The organism is Citrobacter sp. Cpo037 (assembly GCF_030332945.1).
Taxonomy (GTDB): domain Bacteria; phylum Pseudomonadota; class Gammaproteobacteria; order Enterobacterales; family Enterobacteriaceae; genus Citrobacter; species Citrobacter portucalensis.
The window spans coordinates 258266-277486 of record NZ_JAOWGW010000046.1 but is presented as its reverse complement, the minus strand read 5'-3'; the positions used below and the strand labels follow the sequence as shown (position 1 = coordinate 277486).

Below are 19221 nucleotides of genomic sequence, written 5' to 3'. Positions count from 1 at the left end.
TTATGAAAACAGCAGGGCATAGCCCGATATCAGAACAGTAAGTGAGGATTACATTATGGGTATTTTTTCTCGTTTTGCCGACATCGTGAACGCCAACATTAATGCGTTGCTGGAAAAGGCTGAAGATCCGCAGAAACTGGTGCGGTTGATGATCCAGGAAATGGAAGACACGCTGGTTGAGGTACGTTCTAACTCAGCGCGTGCGCTGGCAGAAAAGAAACAATTATCTCGCCGTATCGAACAGGCCAGTGCCCAACAGGCAGAGTGGCAGGAAAAAGCAGAACTTGCGCTGCGTAAAGAGAAAGAAGATTTGGCGCGTTCTGCGTTAATTGAAAAGCAGAAACTGACCGATTTAATTGCCTCTCTGGATCATGAGGTGACGCTAGTTGACGATACGCTGGCGCGTATGAAAAAAGAGATCGGTGAGCTGGAAAATAAACTCAGTGAAACCCGTGCTCGTCAGCAGGCGTTGATGCTGCGTCATCAGGCAGCGAGTTCTTCGCGTGATGTTCGTCGTCAACTGGACAGCGGTAAACTCGATGAAGCGATGGCGCGCTTTGAATCTTTCGAGCGTCGTATCGATCAGATGGAAGCCGAGGCTGAAAGCCATAACTTCGGTAAACAGAAGTCTCTGGATCAGCAATTTGCTGACCTGAAAGCAGATGATGAAATCAGCGAGCAGCTGGCGCAACTTAAAGCCAAAATGCAGCAAGACAAGCAATAATAACATCTGGCGGCGCCCGAACGCGCCGCCGCTCATCACCTGTAAGGAGTACTCATGAGCGCGCTATTTCTGGCCATCCCGTTAACCATCTTTGTGTTGTTCGTTTTACCGATTTGGCTCTGGCTGCATTACAGCAACCGTTCCAGCCGTGGCGAACTGTCGCAAAGTGAACAGCAACGTCTGGTCGAACTCAACGATGACGCACAGCGGATGCGCGAGCGCATTCAGGCGCTGGAAGACATCCTCGATGCTGAACATCCAAACTGGAGGGACCGCTAATGGGAGGCGTTAACCTGAACAAAAAACTGTGGCGTATTCCGCAGCAGGGCATGGTGAAGGGGGTTTGCGCTGGGATTGCGCATTATCTCGATGTGCCTGTGAAGCTGGTACGGATCCTGGTGGTGTTGTCAGTCTTTTTTGGCCTGGCCTTTTTCACCTTCGTCGCTTACATCGTGCTGACCTTTGTGTTGGATCCGATGCCGGACAATGTGGTTTCCGGCGAGCAGCAGCCATCAAGCGGTGAGCTGTTGGATGCCGTCGATCGCGAGCTGGCGGCTAGTGAAAAGCGTTTACGTGAAATGGAGCGTTATGTGACGTCCGATACTTTTTCCTTACGTAGTCGCTTCCGTCAATTGTGAGGACAGAAATGAACAATCGCTGGCAACGTGCCGGGCAAAGGGTTAAGCCGGGCTTTAAAATAGCAGGTAAGCTGGTGCTTCTGACCGCGCTGCGCTACGGCCCGGCGGGTGTAGCAGGGTGGGCGGTGAAGTCCGTCGCCCGACGCCCGCTAAAAATGCTGCTGGCGTTGGTTCTGGAACCGGTGTTGAGTCGGGCTGCGGCAAAATTGTCGAAACGTTATTCAGGTAATCAACCCTGATATTTGAATCAGCAAAAGCAAGCAACAATTAATCAACATTCCCTCAGTTAATTTGCGGCAGCTCACAAATATAATTTTGGGGCTGTCAAAATTCTTTTGGGTCGTTACCACGGGTATTGAAGGTGAACTAAAAAATCTATTTCGCAGGGCATTAATACACAGGTTTTATATCAGGAAGTCGGTCAGCAATATTTGTGTTCCTATAGTGATATTCTGTAATCCTTTCTCACCTGCAATCAGATTAAATAATAAATTATAGCTTTGCTCACCTAATTGTTGGGTAGGAACATCAAATGCGGGTAGAAAAATCAACAGGCTAACTGCAGCACGGGTAACCTGAGGAACAATCGTCCGCGCCTGCAGACGGTGATAATGCGGTCGCAATATTTTCTTAAGAACTGGCGTATAGTGTAGAGGTAAATCCAACTATCAGTCAGGAAGATATTATGTTGAAAAAAGGTGTATTAGCGTTGGCTCTGGCCATCGGCATGCCGGTTTATGCTGCGGAACATTGGATCGATGTTCGCATTCCTGAACAGTATCAACAGCAGCATATTCAGGGGGCCGTCAATATTCCGTTAAAAGAGATGAAGGCACGTATTGCAGCTGAAGTTCCTGATAAGAACGACACTGTGAAGCTGTACTGCAACTCCGGGCGTCAATCGGGACAAGCGAAGGATATGTTGACTGAAATGGGCTATACGCAGGTGACGAATGAAGGTGGCATCAACCAGATCTCGCTTCCTAAAGTAGAGAATAAATAATCCGTACGCAGTTCTTCTGCTCCTGGCGGTAAGAATAATGCCGCCAGGAACTGCCCAGGTAGTTGATAAGTAAGAATTGACCCCTATCTTTACTTCCTGTTTGTTATAATTTCTTCGGTTCCTTCAGCAAAACGGGATGGCGATGAAGCGACTTAAAAATGAACTCAATTCGCTGGTTAATCGCGGCGTAGACCGGCATTTACGCCTGGCTGTCACCGGACTTAGCCGCAGCGGTAAGACGGCGTTTATCACCGCGATGGTAAATCAGTTACTCAATATTCATGCCGGTGCACGTCTGCCGTTGCTCAGCTGCGTGCGCGAAGAGCGTTTGCTCGGCGTGAAACGGGTTCCTCAACGCGATTTTGGCATTCCGCGCTTTACCTATGATGAGGGACTGGCTCAGCTGTACGGCTCTCCGCCGACCTGGCCGACCCCTACGCGCGGCGTGAGTGAAATACGTCTGGCGCTACGCTATAAATCCAATGACTCTTTACTGCGCCACTTTAAAGACACCTCCACGCTGTACCTGGAGATCGTCGATTATCCGGGGGAGTGGCTGCTCGATTTACCGATGCTTGCCCAGGATTATCTGAGCTGGTCGCGGCAAATGACCGGATTATTGCAGGGGCAGCGGGGCGAATGGTCGGCAAAATGGCGGCAGTTATGCCAGGGGCTGGATCCGTTGGCGCCTGCTGATGAAAACCGTCTGGCGGAAATTGCTGCCGCCTGGACGGAGTATCTGCATCAGTGTAAACAGCAGGGCCTACATTTTATTCAACCGGGCCGTTTTGTCCTGCCCGGGGATATGGCGGGCGCGCCTGCGCTGCAATTCTTCCCGTGGCCGGATGTCGATGCCTGGGGGGAATCAAAGCTGGCGCAGGCTGACAAACACACCAACGCGGGCATGTTGCGCGAAAGATTCAATTATTACTGCGAAAAGGTCGTCAAAGGGTTTTATAAGAATCACTTCCTGCGCTTTGATCGCCAGATTGTGCTGGTCGATTGCCTGCAGCCGCTCAACAGCGGGCCACAGGCGTTCAACGACATGCGCCTGGCGCTTACTCAGTTGATGCAAAGCTTCCATTACGGGCAGCGTACGCTGTTTCGTCGGCTATTTTCTCCAGTGATCGACAAGCTGCTGTTTGCCGCCACCAAAGCCGACCACGTCACGGTGGATCAGCACGCCAATATGGTGTCGTTATTGCAGCAGCTGATCCAGGACGCATGGCAAAACGCTGCGTTCGAAGGTATCAGCATGGATTGTCTGGGGCTGGCATCGGTGCAGGCAACCACCAGCGGCTTGATCGATGTGAAAGGTGAAAAGATCCCGGCGTTGCGTGGTAATCGTCTGAGCGATGGCGAACCGCTGACAGTCTATCCGGGGGAAGTGCCCGCGCGTTTACCTGGGCAGGCATTTTGGGACAGTCAGGGCTTTCAGTTTGAGGCGTTTCGCCCGCAGGTTATGGATGTCGATAAACCCTTACCACATATCCGCCTCGATGCCGCGCTGGAGTTTTTAATAGGAGATAAATTGCGATGAGCGAGCCGTTAAAACCGCGTATCGATTTCTCAGGTCCGCTGGACGTGGAACAAAACACGGCGTTTAAAGCACAACAAATGTTCAACGAAACGGAGGCGCAGACTTTTTCTCCGGCGAAAGTGGATGAACCCCTGGAAGACGAAGGTCAGGCGGAGGCCGTCATTGATGTGGCCTTACGCCCCAAACGCAGTCTGTGGCGCAAGATGGTGATGGGCGGGCTGGCGCTGTTTGGCGTGAGCGTTGTTGCTCAGGGTGTGCAGTGGACCATGAACGCCTGGCAGACTCAGGACTGGGTCGCGCTGGGAGGATGTGCCGCAGGCGCATTGATTATCGGCGCAGGTGTCGGATCGGTGGCGACCGAGTGGCGCAGATTGTGGCGATTGCGTCAGCGCGCGCACGAACGTGATGAAGCGCGAGACTTGCTCCACAGCCATGGAACCGGAAAAGGTCGTGCATTTTGTGAAAAACTGGCGCAGCAGGCAGGTATCGATCAGTCGCATCCAGCATTGCAGCGTTGGTATGCCTCAATTCATGAAACGCAGAACGATCGCGAGGTGGTCAGTCTGTATGCCCATCTTGTGCAGCCGGTACTGGATGCGCAAGCCCGGCGTGAGATTAGCCGTTCTGCGGCAGAGTCCACGCTGATGATTGCCGTCAGCCCATTGGCGCTGGTGGATATGGCGTTTATCGCCTGGCGAAATCTACGGCTGATTAATCGCATTGCATCGCTGTATGGCATTGAACTTGGTTATTACAGCCGTCTGCGTCTGTTCCGCCTGGTGCTGCTGAATATCGCTTTTGCCGGGGCCAGTGAGCTGGTGCGGGAAGTAGGGATGGACTGGATGTCGCAGGATTTAGCCGCCCGCTTATCAACGCGTGCCGCACAGGGCATTGGCGCGGGGTTGTTAACGGCGCGTCTGGGCATTAAAGCTATGGAACTTTGCCGACCGCTGCCGTGGATCGATGATGATAAGCCACGACTGGGCGATTTTCGCCGTCAACTGATTGGTCAGGTGAAAGAGACCTTACAAAAAAACAAATCTCCGCGCGAAAGTTAGCTAAAAAACAGGCGCCGATCGTATAACTTTACGCCCCGGCGCCCAATTTTCCAGCGCGCTGTCAATATTTGTTGACAGAGTTCTTTCTGCGAACCAAATACTGTCTTATCATTTACTACATAATCCCTTGTCCTGATGAAGGTTCCTATGCGTTTGGAAGTCTTTTGTGAAGACCGTCTTGGTCTGACCCGCGAATTGCTCGATTTACTGGTGCTGAGAAGCATTGATTTACGCGGCATCGAAATTGACCCCATCGGGCGGATTTACCTTAATTTTGCGGAGCTGGAGTTCACCAACTTCAGCAGCCTGATGGCTGAAATTCGCCGTATTTCAGGGGTTACGGATGTGCGTACCGTGCCATGGATGCCTTCCGAACGTGAACATCTGGCACTAAGTGCGCTGCTTGAAGCGTTGCCAGAGCCGGTCCTTTCTCTTGATATGAAAAGCAAAGTTGAGATGGCGAACCCTGCGAGCTGTCAACTTTTTGCGCACACCCAGGAGCGGATGCGCAACCATACCGCAGCCCAGTTAATCAATGGGTTTAACTTCCAGCGCTGGCTGGAAAGCAATCCGCAGGATTCCCATAGCGAACATGTCGTGATTAACGGGCAGAATTTCCTGATGGAAATTACGCCCGTCCATTTGCAGGGCGAAAATCAGGAGCAGATGTTGACCGGCGCGGTGGTGATGTTGCGCTCCACCATCCGAATGGGACGTCAGCTGCAAAATATGACAACGCAGGATCTCAGTGCGTTTAGCCAGATTATTGCCGTCAGCACCAAAATGAAACACGTCGTAGAGCAAGCGCGCAAGCTGGCGACGCTGAGCGCGCCGCTACTGATTACTGGTAATACCGGCACCGGCAAAGATCTCTTTGCTCATGCCTGCCATCTGGCAAGCCCGCGTGCGTCGAAACCATATCTGGCGCTGAACTGTGCGTCAATCCCTGAAGATGCGGTTGAAAGCGAGCTGTTTGGCCATGCGCCGGAAGGTAAAAAAGGGTTCTTTGAGCAGGCGAATGGCGGTTCGGTTCTGTTAGATGAAATTGGCGAAATGTCGCCGCGTATGCAGACCAAATTGCTGCGTTTTCTCAATGACGGTACGTTCCGTCGCGTGGGAGAAGATCACGAAGTTCATGTTGATGTCCGTGTGATTTGCGCCACGCAAAAGAACCTTGTGGAGCTGGTGCAGAAAGGACTTTTCCGTGAAGACCTCTATTATCGTCTGAATGTACTGACGTTAAACCTGCCGCCGCTGCGCGATTGCCCACAAGATATTATGCCGCTCACCGAACTGTTCGTGGCGCGTTTTGCCGATGAGCAGGGCGTGCCGCGTCCGAAGCTGTCCGCCGATCTCAGCACGGTGTTAACCCGTTACGGTTGGCCGGGCAACGTGCGTCAGCTTAAAAATGCTATCTACCGGGCGCTGACCCAGCTTGAAGGCTATGAACTGCGGCCACAGGATATTTTGCTGCCGGATTATGATGCGGCAACGGTTGCGGTCGGAGAAGAGGTAATGGAAGGGTCGCTGGATGAAATTACCAGCCGCTTTGAACGCTCCGTGCTGACGCAGCTGTATATGAATTATCCCAGCACGCGCAAGCTGGCCAAGCGCCTCGGCGTTTCGCATACCGCGATTGCCAATAAATTGCGCGAGTACGGCCTGAGCCAACAGAAAAAAAGCGAAGAGTAATGCCGTAAATGAAAATGCCTCCATGTGGAGGCATTTTTGTATGCAAACGCAGCTTACGCTTTCAGTACGTCCAGCGCCGCTGTGTAGTCTGGTTCGTTGGTGATTTCATTGACCAGTTGGCTGAAGACGACGTTGTCATTTTCATCGATAACAACTACGGCACGTGCGGCCAGACCTTTCAGCGGGCCTTCAGCGATTTCAACACCGTAGTTTTTCAGGAATTCTGCGTTGCGCAGGGTGGACAGCGTGATAACGTTGCTCAGACCTTCCGCGCCGCAAAAACGAGAGTGGGCGAATGGCAGGTCGGCCGAAATACACAGTACGACGGTATTGTCGATTTCTGTCGCCAGTTGGTTAAACTTACGTACCGATGCCGCGCAAACGCCAGTATCGATGCTTGGGAAAATATTCAGCACTTTGCGCTTGCCTGCAAACTGGCCCAGCGTAACGTCAGACAGGTCTTTAGCCACAAGGGTAAAAGCCTGAGCTTTGCTTCCAGCCTGAGGAATGGAGCCGGCAACTGCAACCGGGTTGCCCTGGAAATGAACGGTTTGTGACATGGTTATCTTCCTGTTTACATATAGTTAACGTCGAGGCTAGTTTATGCCATCAACAGTTAACACGGCAAACGCTATTTGCGGATATCCGCTTCAGGGACTGCATTAAGGAAAACAAATGAGAACAGTTAAGGTATATGAGGAAGCCTGGCCGCTGCACACTCCCTTTGTCATCGCCCGTGGGAGCAGGACCGAAGCGCATGTGGTTGTCGTCGAATTGACAGAAAATGGCGTCACAGGTATTGGCGAGTGCACACCGTACCCGCGCTACGGTGAAAGCGATGCCTCTGTCCTGGCGCAAATTATGAGCATTGCGCCACAACTGGAAAACGGACTGACGCGTGAAGAGCTGCAAAAGCTGCTGCCAGCAGGGGCTGCGCGAAATGCCGTAGATTGTGCGTTGTGGGATCTGAGTGCGCGTCAACAGCAGACGTCGCTGGCGGAATTGGTGGGAAGTGAACTGGCGGAAGTGGTGACGACGGCGCAAACCGTGGTGATTGGCTCGCCGGAACAAATGGCCGCGAGCGCGGCTGCGCTGTGGGGAAATGGTGCGAGACTGCTGAAAGTTAAACTGGATGCTCGCTTGATTAGTGAGCGGATGGTTGCCATTCGTGCGGCTGTTCCTGACGCCACGATTATTGTCGACGCCAACGAATCCTGGCGGGCAGAAGGCCTTGCGGCACGCTGTCAGCTGTTGGCTGATCTAGGGGTGGCGATGCTGGAGCAGCCGCTGCCGGCTCAGGATGATGCCGCGCTGGAGAATTTTGTGCATCCGCTGCCCATCTGCGCAGATGAAAGTTGCCACACTCGCAGTAGCCTGAAAGCGCTGCACGGACGCTATGAAATGGTCAATATCAAACTGGACAAAACAGGCGGTCTGACGGAAGCACTGGCGCTGGCAACGGAAGCCCGCGAGCAGGGATTTGCGCTGATGCTGGGCTGCATGCTGTGTACCTCCCGGGCGATCGGTGCGGCGTTGCCGCTTACGCCGCAGGTTAACTTTGCCGATCTTGATGGCCCGACCTGGCTGGCCAGCGATGCGGAGCCAGCCCTGCATTTTACGACCGGGCAGCTCCATCTCTAGGGTGCCAGCGCAGCAGATTGGACATGGCCAGCAGGTATTTTTCGCTCGCTTCATCCGATGAAATGGGCGGAAATTCGGCGGTTATGCAGTGTAAATTCAGATCTGCGCACCAGCTCCCAAAAGAGCCGGGCGTTTCATAACCTACGCTGGTGACCAGAGGCAATTCAAACGACTGTGCCAGCCACGAACCCAGCTCGCTGCTTCTGGGATCTTCAATACAGGCCAGTGGATCGTGGAAAGAGACTACCCAGGCGGGATGAATTCGGTGAATAAGCTGACACAACGCCTGGGTTTCTGGTTCCGAACCCGGACTTTCGCCGGTCAACAACACCACATCACGCTCTTCTGCACTACTGTTCCAGCGATACACCGTTTCGCCCGCTCTCCAGTTTGCGGCGGGAAAATTACGGTTCAGATCGACGCCGTTCGCATTTGCGCGCAGCCCAAGCTGGCAACCGTCAGGGTTTACGGCCAGCACCACATGGTGGCGACGCAGGGAAGGGTTAAGCGTACGCAATGCGCAGGAAAGGGTAACGACCGAGGAGTTTTCGTCGCCGTGCGTTCCCGCCAGTATCAGGCCGCTTTCACGATCGGCTGCCAGTGCAGGAAACCAGATTAGCGGTGCGCCTAACAAGGAGCGTCCGTAATGTTCGGTTCCAGGTGGGAATGCGCCGCGCTCGGCACGGGGACGGGTAACGGTCATAGTCATCTCTGAATGCTTGGATTGTTACTCGCAGTGTTGTGCAAAATGTATGGATAATCAAATCGTTTTCACACACTTATCTTTTCAGGTGTAATATCACTTTCTTGTCGGAAGTTAATTGCATTTCCTGCTGGCGATACAAATAATTACACATTCACTTAGTAGCCGGAATTGAGGGTACCTTATGCAGCATTCTGTTTCAGTAACCTGTTGTGCGTTGTTGGTTAGCAGCATTTCTTTATCCTGGGCTGCTGATGTTCCCAGCGGAACGGTACTGGCAGAGAAACAAGAACTGGTGCGTCATATAAAAGACGAACCGGCGTCGCTTGATCCGGCAAAAGCCGTTGGGCTGCCTGAAATACAGGTGATTCGTGATCTATTTGAAGGGCTGGTCAACCAGAATGAGAAGGGTGAGATCGTGCCTGGCGTCGCTACCCAATGGAAGAGTAACGATAACCGCATCTGGACGTTTACGCTGCGCGACAATGCGCGATGGGCGGATGGTACGCCAGTAACGGCGCAGGATTTTGTCTATAGCTGGCAGCGTCTGGTTGATCCAAAAACGCTGTCGCCGTTTGCCTGGTTTGCTGCGCTGGCGGGTATTAATAATGCTCAGGCTATTATCGATGGCAAAGCCACACCTGATAAACTTGGCGTTAGTGCTGTCGATGCACGGACATTGAAAGTTCAACTGGATAAACCGCTGCCCTGGTTTGCCAATCTGACGGCGAGTTTTGCATTCTATCCGGTACAAAAAGCCAACGTTGAGAGCGGCAAAGAGTGGACCAAACCAGGCAATCTGATTGGTAACGGCGCCTATGTGCTCAAAGATCGCGTCGTAAACGAAAAACTGGAAGTGGTGCCGAACACGCATTATTGGGACAACGCCAAAACAGTGCTGCAAAAAGTCACCTTCCTGCCGATCAACCAGGAATCAGCTGCGACCAAGCGCTATCTTGCTGGTGATATTGATATTACCGAGTCCTTCCCGAAAAATATGTACCAGAAACTGTTGAAGGATATCCCGGGTCAGGTTTACACCCCGCCGCAGCTTGGTACTTATTATTATGCCTTCAATACCCAGAAGGGACCGACTGCCGACTCACGCGTGCGCCTGGCGCTCAGCATGACTATCGATCGTCGTCTGATGGCGGATAAAGTTTTGGGTACCGGTGAGAAACCAGCATGGCATTTTACGCCGGATGTAACGGCAGGATTTGTGCCGGAACCTTCACCGTTTGAGCAAATGAGTCAGGAAGAGCTGAACGCGCAGGCGAAAACGCTGCTGCGCGCGGCGGGCTATGGCCCGCAGAAACCGCTTAAACTGACGCTGCTGTACAACACCTCAGAAAATCATCAGAAGATTGCTATCGCAGTGGCTTCTATGTGGAAGAAGAACCTCGGTGTTGACGTAAAACTGCAGAACCAGGAATGGAAAACGTATATCGACAGCCGTAATACCGGTAATTTTGATGTGATCCGCGCCTCGTGGGTGGGTGACTACAATGAGCCTTCTACGTTCTTGTCGCTATTAACATCGACCCATACGGGCAATATCTCCCGCTTTAATGATCCGGCGTACGACAAAGTGTTGACCCAGGCAACTCTGGAGAATACAGAGAAAGCGCGCAATGCCGATTATAACGCCGCGGAGAAAATTCTGATGGAACAGGCACCTATTGCGCCGATTTATCAGTATACCAACGGGCGTTTAATTAAACCGTGGTTGAAAGGATATCCGATTACTAACCCTGAAGATGTGGCCTATAGCCGCACAATGTATATCGTTAAGCACTAACAGAGATAATGGCTGGTGTGATTTTGCATCAGCCATTTTATGTTTCCGGCGGCTGATGCTCCCGGCAAATCAGCAATGAATCTTCTTCACTCAATCTCTCTTTCGTCAGATTACAAAATCCCTGACCATCAATTTTTTGGTGGAACCGACAGCTATGGCAAAGACCAAAGCCAGGCACATTGTTGGTTCTCTGGATCCCACGTAACAGTTCTAACAGCAGCTCTCTGAGCACGATCGCCCGTTCACCCATTGCCGATTCACCCTCTACTAAAAACGTGGGGGGCAGCAGGGCTTCAAGTAAGGTATTGGCCGACTCACTTAAGTGTAGATGGACGCTACGTTTATCACGGTCATCCGGCTTGCGAACAATCAACCCTTTGTTTTCCAAAAGCTTCAGCGATTGCGACACGGTACCTTTGGTGAGACCAAGGTAGTCTGTCACGCCAAGCGGCGTATTGGAATAACGGTTGCAACGGGCCAGATACATTAACGCGCTAAGTTGTACTGGCTGGAGATCCGCCAGTAAAGGGTGCTGGCGAAACCACATCCTTGTCAGGCTGGACAGCCGGTCAAGTACGTCGAAAAGTGACATGTCGGGCATAACAAATCCTCCTCGGCATATAGTATCGATTAAAAACTATATTGACAAAGGATAAAAGCAGCGTAGCATGAATTATAGTATCGAATCGATACTATAATTTAAAGGAGATGTATCATGACTAAAGCTCGTTTCTATCATGCAGGTTGCCCGGTTTGTGTTTCCGCAGAACAGACACTTCTGCAGCATTTGTCTGCGGATGTTGAAATCGATGTGGTTCATCTGGGAGAGCAACCTGATCGGGTTGCTGAGGCTGAAGTGGCTGGCGTGAAATCTGTTCCGGCGCTGGTGATTGACGGCAATGTGCTGCATATTAATTTCGGCGCTCCCATTGAAGCGTTGAAATAGCTGGAAAGTTCGGGAAGTTGCGTTGGCGATTTCCCGAATATACAAGACGTTGGGGAAGATAGCGTGATGAAAACGACCGAAGAGTATCACCCGATAGATTGCGATCTTCATGATTATCTGGAAATCGCCTGCATGTACCACTATTGGTTGCACATTGAACTAACAGATGGCACATGTTTTGATGCTAAAGCGCTGACGACGTGTACCACAGTGGAAAAAGAAGAATTTCTGGTAGTGGAGCAATCTGAAAATCAGCAAAAAATCCGTCTGGATTATCTGTCAGCGATCACCGCGCTGACGCCAGGAGCGACGTTTAGCACAGTAAATCTTCAGCGAGCCTACCGCGGTTAGACGGTATAAATTCGAATGTCATGTGCCTGGAACGCTGTGGCGTACTCTTTGCTGATGTTGTCCTCTACAACAATCACATCGATATTGCTGCTTTCGGTCACGACATATCGGGCGACGGCTGGGATTTTTTCAGCCGTTAGCGCGACGATGGTTTCATTACATTGTTTTATCACCGCTTTTTTGAACTCACAATCCGCATAATCAAATCCCGTTAAGCCGGATTCAGGCGACATCGCGCAGCCGCCAATAAATCCCTGATCGAATAAAATGTCCTGCACTTGTGCGATGGCGGAAGCTCCCACGCACCCACCTGAAGATCTCTGCACCACGCCACCCAGCATAATGACTTCAAACAGCGGTTTTTTTAGCAAAACGGCGGCAATCTCCGGCGAATTTGTCACCACGGTTAACGCCAGTTCGGCGGGCAGAGCTTCTGCCATTGCCAGATTGGTGCTACCCGTGTCGATAAAAATACAGCTTCCAGATTTGACCAGCCTGGCACATCTCTGCGCGATGTTGCTCTTTTTGGCTACATTAATACTCTTGCGCACGTCGATGTCTTCGGATTCAGGGAGTGTAATGACCGCGCCACCATAAACTTTTTTACACACGCCATCTTTGCTCAATTCATGCAAATCACGACGAATTGTGTGTTCAGAAACGCCTAATCGGTTAGCGAGTTCAGAACAAATGACCCTGCCGTTTTCTTGCAGGATCTGAAAGATAAGCGCCTGACGCTGTTCCGGGAATGCGGCGTAATCGAGCATAGATACTCCAGGTGAAATAAACATCGAGCAATAGAGTGCATGATCGTGCATTATGATTAACGATGTCAACATCCCTTACAGGGGCCGTACTATTCTGGATACAATGGGAAGAGGTTCGCTATGAAGATTGCGCATATGGCGTTATGGACACAGGATCTCGAGCAGCAAGCTCGCTTCTGGGTATCGTTTTTTGACGGCAAGATCAACGAGAAATACCGCAGTAAAACCAATCCTGGGTTTGAATCTTATTTTGTCAAAATTGGCGAGGAAATTGCGATTGAGTTAATGACCAAACCGGGTCTTATCGGGCAGCAACCTGACAATAATCGTTGCGGATGGGTACACCTCGCCATTTCTGTTGGCGGCAATGAAAATGTTGATGTCATTGCAATGCAAGCGCAGGAACAGGGGATATTAGTCTCAGGTCCGCGTACTACTGGCGATGGTTATTACGAAGCGGTGATAAAAGATCCTGACGGCAATTTAATCGAGATTGTGGCGTAAGTCTTCAATCAGCTACCTGCAAATAAAGAGTACCTGCTACTGATTATTGATGAGCACAGCTCATAAGTTTGTCCTTCTTTTCCTCTCTAATCACCGACACGTCGAGTCTCTATAATTTTACTGTTTTCAGCCCCCGGTGGTGCAATGTTGCCACCGTTTTGGAGAGTCGAATATGCAATACCAACTGGATGCCAGACAACAGGCAGTCATCCCCATTGCGGCATTCACTGCCACAGGACAGATGGAAAAGTTGGACGTCGCGCTCAACGCCGGACTGGATGCGGGACTCACGCTCAGTGAAGTAAAAGAGATCCTGCTACAGCTCTACGCATACTGCGGTTTCCCTCGCAGCCTGAACGGTCTGTCCTGCTTTATGTCGGTGGTGAAAAGTCGAAGCGAGAAAGGGCTTTCAGACGACGAAGGTAGAACGGCCACGCCGCCACCTGCAGACTGGAACAGTGTTCAGGCTGGGAGCCTAACTCAGACACAACTGGTTGGACAGCCTGTAAGCGGTCCGCTGTTTGACTTTGCTCCCGCTATTGATGTCTGGCTTAAAACGCATCTGTTTGGCGATATTTTTCAGCGAGATGTACTCGACTGGCAGGACCGTGAATGGGCGACCGTTTCGGCGCTGGCCGTTCTGGGCGGCGTTAACAGCCAACTGAAAAGCCATTTTGCGATATGCCTTAACATCGGGATCCTCCCTGAGCAAATCAGTGAGTTTATTACGATACTCGAACAGCACTGTGGAGCCGGGATTGGGGAAAATGCCCGTACGGTTCTTGATGAATGTTTGGCATGAACACCGCGGACATTATCCATACTGGAGTGACTATGAACGAACATTTTGATGGTAACAGCGTCTTTCCGCGTGGAGAGAAAAATGAAGCGTATGCGAAGTATTTCACTGGCGACAGCTATCTGACCATGCTCTCCATGGAAGGCGTGGTAATTGGCAATGTCGCATTTGAACCGGGTTGTCGTAACTTCTGGCATGTTCATCATGAGGGCGGACAGATATTGCTGGTGACCGGTGGCAGAGGTTGGTATCAGGAGTGGAATAAACCGGCACGTGAGCTGAAAACCGGTGATGTCGTGCACATTCCGGCGGGAATGAAACACTGGCACGGTGCTGCGCGTGATAGTTGGTTTGCTCATATCGCCGTGGAAATCCCGGCCCCTGGCGCGTCGAACGAATGGCTGGAACCGGTTAGCGATGCTGAGTACAACCTGCTGCCCTGAACTATGCTGGTTCTGGTAACACCTAATCCCTGAGGAGATCTCAATGGTCATGAATGTGAAGGGTTATGCTGCTCTGGCGGTGAAAGAAGATTTAGTCCCCCATAATTTTGTTCGTCGCGATCCGCGTGAAGATGATGTGGTTATCGATATTTTATACAGCGGTGTATGCCACTCGGATATTCACAACGCCTACAACGATTGGGGCGGTGCTAAATATCCGATGATACCAGGGCATGAGATCATTGGCCGCGTGGTGCATGTTGGTAAGTCGGTAACAAAATTCAAAGTGGGCGATCTCGCAGGGGTCGGCTGCATGGTTGATTCGTGCCAACACTGTAGCGCCTGCGAGCAGGGGCTAGAGCAGTATTGCGAAGAAGGTAACACGCTAACGTATAACGATATCGACCGTCATGACGGTCTGCCCACTTTCGGCGGCTATTCTGACAAAATTGTCGTTACCGAAAAGTTTGTGGTGAAGGTCCCTGAAGGGATCGATTTACGCGGTGCGGCGCCGCTGCTTTGCGCCGGGATCACAACATGGTCGCCTCTGCGCCACTGGCAGGTAGGCGAGGGCAGTAAAGTCGCGGTTGTCGGTCTGGGTGGACTCGGGCATATGGCAATAAAACTTGCAAATGCGCTGGGCGCGGAAGTTACTCTGTTTACACGTTCACCGGGCAAAGAAGCTGATGCCAGACGTTTGGGGGCCAGTCACGTTGTGCTTTCCACTGACAGTGAACAGATGAAAGCGACAGCGAATCAGTTTGATCTGATTATCGATACTGTGCCCTACGTTCATGACCTGAACCCTTATATCCCAACCCTGGCGCTAAGCGGTACGCTGGTGTTGGTTGGTTATCTTGGTGCGTTGGATCCGTTGCTGAATACGGTTCCCCTGATCCTTGGGCGTAGGTCTGTGGCGGGTTCAGTTATCGGCGGTATTGCCGAAACGCAGGAGATGATGGATTTTTGCGGTCAGCATGGTATTACCGCCGATGTCGAGGTGATCGATATTCAGGATATTAATCGTGCCTGGCAGCGGATGTTGAAAAGCGATGTGAAATACCGCTTTGTAATTGATATTGCCTCATTGAAATAAGTACAAAAAAGACGCGGATTTCCGCGTCTTTTCTTTTGTTAGTGTGTAGATGGCGATGTTTCAGGATTATCCATATACAGCGTCTGGCTGGGGAACGCAAAGTCGGCGCCGTTTGCCTGGACTATCGTGATAATCTTTAAATAAACGTCTTGCTGTACCGCGAGCCATTCCTTCCAGACGGTGGTTTTCGTGAAGCAATACACCATGATATTCAACGATGAATCGGCAAATTCATTAAAATAGACCAACAGAGTTTGTTTCTGGTCTATTCCTGGATGGTTTTGCAGCATTTCTCTAACCGACTCGACAACGGCACCGACTTTATCGGCATCCTCATATCGTAACCCGATCACCGTTTTAATTCGCCGGTTGGTCATGCGCCCTGGGTTTTCTACGCTGATGGAGGAGAAAATCGAGTTTGGCACATACAATGGACGATGGTCGAAGGTGTTTATTTTAGTCATTCGCCAGCCAATTTCTGCCACCGTGCCTTCAATATTGCGGTCCGGGGAGCGGATCCAATCGCCTATGCTAAACGGTCTGTCGAAATAGAGCATAATGCCTGAGAAAAAGTTGCTCAGAATATCTTTCCCCGCCATACCCACTGCGATACCGCCAATACCGCCAAAGGTTAACAGGCCGGATAAGCTCATACCGAAGTGTTCGCCATAAAGTAAAATGATGGCAACCACGATGGTAATCTTGATGATACGCGACAGGATCCTCGCGCTGGTGATATCTCTGCCTTTATTAATCTGCGTCTTTTCAAACTGATTAATCACCAGAAAAAGTTTGATGGTCAGGATCAACGCAATCAACGAGGTGCAGATAAAGTCGACCACGCCGGGGGAGATAAATTTCAGGCTGTAACTTTCGATAACGTTATTAGCAATGCTGCCAAACGTCCCAATGATAATGGCATAGACAAAAAATTGTGCGGCATGAAATATGAATCCTTTGCAGCGACGCTCTCCACGATGATACCAGACGCTCATCAGGACCAGCGCGGCACAGCAGCTAAGAATTACCGTCAAATTAAACGCATTATTCATAAACAGTTCAGCGATCATGATTCTTCCTGGCAACTCCGTGTTAGCTAAATATCATCTGACATCCTAATCCCCAGATATTTTACCCAGTTAAGGAGGTCAGATCATTAATCAAAAGGAGAGATAAATAATGCAATCAGCGCTATTTTCAGCGAAATAACGCTGACGTCAACTCTGTATGCGGTTTATGTAGCAGACAGTCAGTTGATGTCATGGTATTGTTAGCGCAAAGTAACAAGGTTTTCATCTGCAAAAGGACAGTACTATGATCATGGCTAAGCTGAAAACAGCGAAGGGACGGAAGTTTCTGTTGTGCCTGCTTGGAGTGTTTATTATCGCAGCGTCGGTCGTGACGCGAGCGACGATCGGTGGCGTTATTGAACAGTATGACATTCCGCTATCCGACTGGACCGCTTCAATGTACGCCATTCAATCTGCAATGATTTGTGTCTACAGCATGGTGTTTACGATTCTGTTGGCTATCCCGCTTGGTATCTATTTCCTCGGCGGTGAGGAGCAACACTAGGCGTTTAAAATGCCGGATGATATCGCCATCCGGCATTTCATTGTGTGGTTAATCGTCTTCTTCGTCGTCCAGTTCAACTGGTGTCTGATATTCATCCGGCTTGATGACCAGCAGGTCACAGCGTAGATGATCGATAACCTGTTCCGCGGTATTACCAAGAAACGCAGCAGAAATACCGGTACGTCCGACGGTCCCCAATACCACAATACCCGCCTGCAAGTGCTCGGCTAAATCAGGAATGACCTCTTCAGGTAAGCCTTTTTCAACGTGCGTCACTTTCTCATCAATACTGAATTTCTGGCGTAGCGCCTTCATGGCCAGCAGGTGCTGTCCACGAATTGCGTCGTTATAAACGCTGGGATCAAATTCAGGCAGTTCAATCGCGATGTTGATTGGTGTGACAGGGTAGGCGCCAACCAGATGCACTTCGGTATGGTTAACCTGTTCTGCAAGCTGTAGCGTCTCCTTGACCAGTTTTTCATTGAGCGCGTTGTGATAAGCCTCTTCACTGGCGAGGTTTACGGCAACCAGTGCTTTACCCCCTTCAGGCCATGGCTGGTCTTTCACCATCCATACCGGACTTGGACATTTACGCAATAAATGCCAGTCGGTTGGCGTAAATATTACGGCTTCGAGGCGGTCGTGTTGGTGCGCCATCTTGAGGACCAGATCATGCCTGGCACTGATGACTTCCTGGATGATGGCTTCAAAGGGTCGGTTATGCCAGACCACTTTAATCTCCAAAGGGATCCCTGCTTCGATGTAGTATTTCGCTTGTTCACGTATCCATGCAGTTCGCTGGCTGATGACCCCCTGACGCATTGCCGTACGCTCATCAGGCGACAGCAGGGTAGTCATCTCATAGGAAAAGTCATAGATCGGCAAAAAGGCTTTAATTTTGCCACCAATCCGTTGATGCAAATAAACAGCTCGCCGTAATGCTGGTTGATCGTCCTGGTTAGGGTCGATGACGACCAGCATATTTTTATACATAGCCATACAGGGTCTCCTTACAACTGTCATCGCAGTTTGTAACTAAAAGAGTAACCCAATAATGTAGATTGAAACAGGGAATAACCTCCTGCCAGATCAATAAATCGGGAAAATTTAGCGATTTGACAGAAGGATAACTGAGAGGCTTGCGGAAAGATTACGCAACGTTACGCGTGTGGCCGGCAAGAACTGCCAGCGCGTCGCTGTTCTCAATAGTGATATATTTGCCTTTCACCGCCAGCATGCCGCTTTTCTGGAAACGACCCAGCAGGCGGCTGATGGTTTCAACCGTCAGACCGAGGTAGTTACCGATGTCGCCACGGGTCATGGTCAGGCGGAATTCACGAGGCGAGAACCCACGCTGGGCGAAGCGACGAGACAGATTGTAGATAAAGGCCGCCAGGCGCTCTTCAGCGTTTTTCTTCGACAGCAACAGGATCATATCCTGATCGCCTTTGATTTCGCCACTCATCAGACGCATCATCTGCTGACGCAGGTTCGGCATCTTACCGGACAGGTCATCAAGGGTTTCGAAAGGAATTTCGCATACCATTGAGGTTTCCAACGCCTGAGCAAAGCTCGGGTGATGACCGCTGCCAATGGCGTCAAAACCTACCAGGTCACCCGCCAGATGGAAACCGGTAATTTGCTCATCGCCTTGTTCGGTAATGGTGTAGCTTTTTATCGTTCCGGAGCGGATAGCATAGAGTGATTTAAGCTCATCACCTGCTTTAAAGAGCGTCTGCCCTTTTTGGATAGGCTTTTTGCGCTCGATGATGTTATCGAGCTGGTCAAGCTCATGCTCGTTAAGTGTGAACGGGATGCAAAGCTGGCTGATGCTGCAATCCTGGCAATGGATAGCACAACCGCCAGACTGAATGCGCCGTATAATTCGCTTTTCCGGGATCATAGGTCTGCTCAAGCCGTAATTGATATTTGTCAATTTTAAC

General features: G+C 50.8%; 24 protein-coding genes and 1 pseudogene. 17 read left to right on the top strand and 8 right to left on the bottom strand.

What is annotated here, in order from left to right:
* Positions 1-55 precede the first annotated feature (55 nt).
* From pspA to pspD, 4 genes are read left to right on the top strand one after another with little or no spacing between them, the layout of a single operon-like run.
* On the top strand, positions 56-724 hold the full coding sequence (gene pspA / locus OGX94_RS07305) for a phage shock protein PspA (protein ID WP_096890255.1): 669 nt from the start codon (positions 56-58) through the stop codon (positions 722-724).
* Positions 725-778: 54 nt separating this feature from the next.
* Entirely contained in the window at positions 779-1003 is a 225-nt protein-coding gene (gene pspB / locus OGX94_RS07300) for an envelope stress response membrane protein PspB (protein WP_003020509.1), read from the top strand.
* Entirely contained in the window at positions 1003-1362 is a 360-nt protein-coding gene (pspC, locus tag OGX94_RS07295; protein WP_003020497.1) for an envelope stress response membrane protein PspC, read from the top strand. Before pspB ends, pspC begins: the two co-directional genes overlap by 1 nt.
* A gap of 8 nt (positions 1363-1370) precedes the next feature.
* Positions 1371-1601 carry a phage shock protein PspD gene (gene pspD, locus OGX94_RS07290; RefSeq protein WP_003833267.1) on the top strand — a complete coding sequence of 77 codons (231 nt, stop codon included), beginning with the start codon at positions 1371-1373 and terminating at the stop codon, positions 1599-1601.
* 165 nt (positions 1602-1766) lie between these two features.
* Here the strand turns inward: pspD and OGX94_RS07285 are convergent.
* Positions 1767-1892: pseudogene (locus OGX94_RS07285) on the bottom strand (LacI family DNA-binding transcriptional regulator); the annotation flags it as partial.
* Positions 1893-2047: 155 nt separating this feature from the next.
* Between OGX94_RS07285 and pspE the strand changes: the two are divergent.
* From pspE to tyrR, 4 genes are all read left to right on the top strand, one after another.
* Positions 2048-2365 (top strand): thiosulfate sulfurtransferase PspE, encoded by a 318-nt coding sequence (pspE, locus tag OGX94_RS07280; protein ID WP_003833265.1) that lies wholly within the window; start codon positions 2048-2050, stop codon positions 2363-2365.
* A gap of 142 nt (positions 2366-2507) precedes the next feature.
* The gene (locus tag OGX94_RS07275) at positions 2508-3905 is read left to right on the top strand and encodes a YcjX family GTP-binding protein (RefSeq protein WP_003833262.1); all 1398 of its coding nucleotides are present in this window, start codon (positions 2508-2510) and stop codon (positions 3903-3905) included.
* Entirely contained in the window at positions 3902-4963 is a 1062-nt protein-coding gene (locus OGX94_RS07270; protein ID WP_257661949.1) for a YcjF family protein, read from the top strand. The genes OGX94_RS07275 and OGX94_RS07270 overlap by 4 nt, the downstream gene beginning before the upstream one ends.
* A gap of 147 nt (positions 4964-5110) precedes the next feature.
* On the top strand, positions 5111-6655 hold the full coding sequence (gene tyrR, locus OGX94_RS07265) for a transcriptional regulator TyrR (RefSeq protein WP_003833259.1): 1545 nt from the start codon (positions 5111-5113) through the stop codon (positions 6653-6655).
* A gap of 53 nt (positions 6656-6708) precedes the next feature.
* On the opposite strand, the gene tpx is transcribed toward tyrR, so the two are convergent.
* Positions 6709-7215, bottom strand: a complete 507-nt coding sequence (gene tpx / locus OGX94_RS07260) for a thiol peroxidase (protein ID WP_003020437.1) — start codon at positions 7213-7215, stop codon at positions 6709-6711.
* Between the two features lie 115 nt (positions 7216-7330).
* On the opposite strand from tpx, the gene ycjG reads away from it, so the two are divergent.
* The gene (ycjG, locus tag OGX94_RS07255; protein ID WP_126317911.1) at positions 7331-8296 is read left to right on the top strand and encodes an L-Ala-D/L-Glu epimerase; all 966 of its coding nucleotides are present in this window, start codon (positions 7331-7333) and stop codon (positions 8294-8296) included.
* Here ycjG and mpaA read toward each other — a convergent pair.
* Positions 8271-8999 (bottom strand): murein tripeptide amidase MpaA, encoded by a 729-nt coding sequence (mpaA, locus tag OGX94_RS07250; protein WP_003833255.1) that lies wholly within the window; start codon positions 8997-8999, stop codon positions 8271-8273. The two genes, ycjG and mpaA, sit on opposite strands and share 26 nt — an antisense overlap.
* A gap of 184 nt (positions 9000-9183) precedes the next feature.
* On the opposite strand from mpaA, the gene mppA reads away from it, so the two are divergent.
* On the top strand, positions 9184-10797 hold the full coding sequence (gene mppA / locus OGX94_RS07245) for a murein tripeptide ABC transporter substrate-binding protein MppA (protein ID WP_257661950.1): 1614 nt from the start codon (positions 9184-9186) through the stop codon (positions 10795-10797).
* 37 nt (positions 10798-10834) lie between these two features.
* Here mppA and OGX94_RS07240 read toward each other — a convergent pair whose 3' ends face one another.
* The gene (locus tag OGX94_RS07240; protein ID WP_003833252.1) at positions 10835-11398 is read right to left on the bottom strand and encodes a MarR family winged helix-turn-helix transcriptional regulator; all 564 of its coding nucleotides are present in this window, start codon (positions 11396-11398) and stop codon (positions 10835-10837) included.
* A 114-nt stretch (positions 11399-11512) separates the two neighbouring features.
* On the opposite strand from OGX94_RS07240, the gene OGX94_RS07235 reads away from it, so the two are divergent.
* Both OGX94_RS07235 and OGX94_RS07230 read left to right on the top strand, forming a co-directional pair.
* Positions 11513-11743, top strand: coding sequence for a glutaredoxin family protein (locus OGX94_RS07235; RefSeq protein WP_008784905.1), 231 nt, complete (start codon positions 11513-11515; stop codon positions 11741-11743).
* Between the two features lie 66 nt (positions 11744-11809).
* Positions 11810-12094 carry a Rho-binding antiterminator gene (locus tag OGX94_RS07230; RefSeq protein WP_206159779.1) on the top strand — a complete coding sequence of 95 codons (285 nt, stop codon included), beginning with the start codon at positions 11810-11812 and terminating at the stop codon, positions 12092-12094.
* Here the strand turns inward: OGX94_RS07230 and OGX94_RS07225 are convergent.
* Entirely contained in the window at positions 12091-12861 is a 771-nt protein-coding gene (locus OGX94_RS07225; protein ID WP_008784903.1) for a DeoR/GlpR family DNA-binding transcription regulator, read from the bottom strand. The two genes, OGX94_RS07230 and OGX94_RS07225, sit on opposite strands and share 4 nt — an antisense overlap.
* A 120-nt stretch (positions 12862-12981) precedes the next feature.
* On the opposite strand from OGX94_RS07225, the gene OGX94_RS07220 reads away from it, so the two are divergent.
* From OGX94_RS07220 to OGX94_RS07205, 4 genes are all read left to right on the top strand, one after another.
* Positions 12982-13365 (top strand): glyoxalase/bleomycin resistance/extradiol dioxygenase family protein, encoded by a 384-nt coding sequence (locus OGX94_RS07220; RefSeq protein WP_003833241.1) that lies wholly within the window; start codon positions 12982-12984, stop codon positions 13363-13365.
* A 172-nt stretch (positions 13366-13537) separates the two neighbouring features.
* The gene (locus OGX94_RS07215; RefSeq protein ID WP_257661951.1) at positions 13538-14167 is read left to right on the top strand and encodes a carboxymuconolactone decarboxylase family protein; all 630 of its coding nucleotides are present in this window, start codon (positions 13538-13540) and stop codon (positions 14165-14167) included.
* A 32-nt stretch (positions 14168-14199) separates the two neighbouring features.
* Positions 14200-14607 carry a cupin domain-containing protein gene (locus tag OGX94_RS07210; protein WP_257661952.1) on the top strand — a complete coding sequence of 136 codons (408 nt, stop codon included), beginning with the start codon at positions 14200-14202 and terminating at the stop codon, positions 14605-14607.
* A gap of 43 nt (positions 14608-14650) precedes the next feature.
* Positions 14651-15703 (top strand): NAD(P)-dependent alcohol dehydrogenase, encoded by a 1053-nt coding sequence (locus OGX94_RS07205; RefSeq protein WP_164562746.1) that lies wholly within the window; start codon positions 14651-14653, stop codon positions 15701-15703.
* 38 nt (positions 15704-15741) lie between these two features.
* Here the strand turns inward: OGX94_RS07205 and OGX94_RS07200 are convergent, their stop codons facing one another.
* Positions 15742-16773 carry a mechanosensitive ion channel family protein gene (locus OGX94_RS07200; RefSeq protein ID WP_257661953.1) on the bottom strand — a complete coding sequence of 344 codons (1032 nt, stop codon included), beginning with the start codon at positions 16771-16773 and terminating at the stop codon, positions 15742-15744.
* 244 nt (positions 16774-17017) lie between these two features.
* Between OGX94_RS07200 and OGX94_RS07195 the strand changes: the two genes are divergently transcribed.
* A complete protein-coding gene (locus OGX94_RS07195) occupies positions 17018-17278 on the top strand; it encodes a DUF2534 family protein (protein ID WP_003020403.1) in 261 nt (86 codons plus the stop codon).
* A 48-nt stretch (positions 17279-17326) separates the two neighbouring features.
* Here OGX94_RS07195 and uspE read toward each other — a convergent pair whose 3' ends face one another.
* Both uspE and fnr read right to left on the bottom strand, forming a co-directional pair.
* On the bottom strand, positions 17327-18277 hold the full coding sequence (gene uspE, locus OGX94_RS07190) for a universal stress protein UspE (protein WP_003833229.1): 951 nt from the start codon (positions 18275-18277) through the stop codon (positions 17327-17329).
* Positions 18278-18428: 151 nt separating this feature from the next.
* Positions 18429-19181 carry a fumarate/nitrate reduction transcriptional regulator Fnr gene (gene fnr, locus OGX94_RS07185; RefSeq protein ID WP_003020397.1) on the bottom strand — a complete coding sequence of 251 codons (753 nt, stop codon included), beginning with the start codon at positions 19179-19181 and terminating at the stop codon, positions 18429-18431.
* Positions 19182-19221 lie beyond the last annotated feature (40 nt).